The 1,804-nt window shown below is 63.5% G+C and carries 3 protein-coding genes; all 3 read left to right on the top strand.

What is annotated here, in order from left to right; all coding sequences use genetic code 11:
- Window positions 1-504, top strand: a 504-nt coding sequence (locus tag DDE10_RS23045) for a winged helix-turn-helix transcriptional regulator (RefSeq protein WP_284734847.1), incomplete at its 5' end; no start/stop codon positions are given.
- Window positions 501-1,094 (top strand): 2-hydroxychromene-2-carboxylate isomerase, encoded by a 594-nt coding sequence (locus tag DDE10_RS23050; protein ID WP_114955155.1) that lies wholly within the window; start codon window positions 501-503, stop codon window positions 1,092-1,094. The genes DDE10_RS23045 and DDE10_RS23050, both read left to right, overlap by 4 nt.
- On the top strand, window positions 1,091-1,789 hold the full coding sequence (locus tag DDE10_RS23055; RefSeq protein WP_114955156.1) for an SDR family NAD(P)-dependent oxidoreductase: 699 nt from the start codon (window positions 1,091-1,093) through the stop codon (window positions 1,787-1,789). Before DDE10_RS23050 ends, DDE10_RS23055 begins: the two co-directional genes overlap by 4 nt.
- Window positions 1,790-1,804 lie beyond the last annotated feature (15 nt).

Raw genomic sequence — 1,804 nt, forward strand, 5'->3', positions numbered from 1 at the left:
GAGAGAATGAAGCCGAAATCCTTCGCCGGTATGCGCTGCTCGATTGCAGGGGCGCTCGAACTGATTGGAGATCGCTGGGCGCTGCTTGTCATCAGGGATCTGTCGCTTGGCCTCCGCCGGTACGACGATCTGCGCGCCAGCACCGGCATTCCTGCAGCGACGCTGGCCGCTCGCCTTAAGCATCTTATCGCGTCCGGCATCGTCGAGCGGGTTCGCTACCAGGAGCGACCACCGCGCGACGAATATCGTCTGACCCGCAAAGGCCGCGACCTCTGGAAGGTGAGCGTGGCGTTACGCGAGTGGGGCGATCGGTGGGACGCGAGCGGCTTCGGGTCGCCAACGGTCGAAACGATCGACCGTGAGACAGGCCGATCCCTCAAGCTGGCCTTGGTTGATGCTGAGACCGGCATGGCGGTGCCGCTGGATCGCATCGAATTGCGACCTGGGCCGGGCGCCGACGACACCGTGCGCCGGCTTCTCTCGTCAGCAGGAGGCGACCAATGACCCAGAACATCGAGTTCTTCTACGATTTCCGTAGCCCTTACAGCTATCTCGCCTTCACGCAGCTTCGGCAGATGGACGTCGCCATCGCGTTAAAGCCGATGCAAATCCTCAAGGTCATGGACCGGGTCGGCAACGTGCCTACCACCATCACCTGTGCCGCCAAGGGTCGCTACGCGCGGGTGGATCTAGCCCGCTGGGCGAAGCGATACGGAGTACCGCTTAAACCTTCCGACATGCGTGCGAACGATGGCGATGCGCTCTCCCGCGCAGTGCTGGCCGCGAAAAACCCGGAAGAGGCGGCCAGTGTCACGCTAGCGCTCTATCGCGCCGTCTGGAGCGAAGGTAAAACCTTGGCGACGACTGAGGCCATAGTCGCGGCGCTCCGAGACGCAGGGATCGACACCTCGTCACTTGCCGACCTGATAGACGCCGCCGAGGTAGCCGCGCGTCTCGACGCCAACACCGATGAGGCGGTTGAACGCGGCGTGTTCGGCTCCCCAACCATCTTCGTCGGTGAGGCAATGTTCTTCGGCAACGACCGACTGGAATTCGTGCGTGAAGAGCTTGCGCGACTGGAGAATGCAGCATGACCGATAACAGCAAACCACTAGCACTCGTCACCGGCGTCGGCCCCGGCACCGGCACAGCGACGGTGCGCCGCTTCGTTGATGGTGGTTACCGCGTAGCGATGCTGGCGAGGGACGCGGACAGGCTTTCCGCGCTTGAACGGGAGATAGCAGGCACGGTGGCGGTGCCCTGCGACGTCGCAGACCCCGCCGCGCTCGCGGCAGCGATTACGAAGGTAGGAATGCCGAAAGTGGTTGTCCACAATGCCGTCGGCGGCGCGTTCGGCACCTTCATGAACATCGATCCGGAGACGCTCCAGAACAACTTCGAAATCAATACGATGGCGCTGTTCCACCTCGCACGGCTCACCGCGCCATCAATGGTTGAGGCTGGCGAAGGCGCGATCATCGTCACCGGCAATACCTCGGCACAGCGCGGGCGGGCCTCTTTCGCCGGCTTCGCGCCGACCAAGGCTGCACAGCGCATTTTGGCAGAGTCGCTTGCCCGCGACCTTGGCCCCAAGGGTATTCACGTCGCTTATCTCGTGATCGACGCCGCGATCGACGTGCCATGGCAGCGCCAGCTGCAGCCCGACAAACCGGATGACTTCTTCATCTCGCCGAGGTCGATCGCGGCGGAGGTCTTTCACCTGGCCCACCAGCCCAAGGACGCCTGGTCGTTCCTGGCCGAGGTGCGGCCGTTCCACGAGCCGTGGTGAGCGTGGTGAGCGATA

Source organism: Sphingosinicella terrae, from assembly GCF_003347635.1.
Lineage (GTDB): Bacteria > Pseudomonadota > Alphaproteobacteria > Sphingomonadales > Sphingomonadaceae > Allosphingosinicella > Allosphingosinicella terrae.

Excerpts from the sequence above, each read along its gene's own strand:
- DDE10_RS23055 (WP_114955156.1), top strand. The coding sequence starts at position 1,091 with ATGACCGATAACAGCAAACCACTAGCACTCGTCACCGGCGTCGGCCCC.
- DDE10_RS23050 (WP_114955155.1), top strand. The coding sequence starts at position 501 with ATGACCCAGAACATCGAGTTCTTCTACGATTTCCGTAGCCCTTACAGC.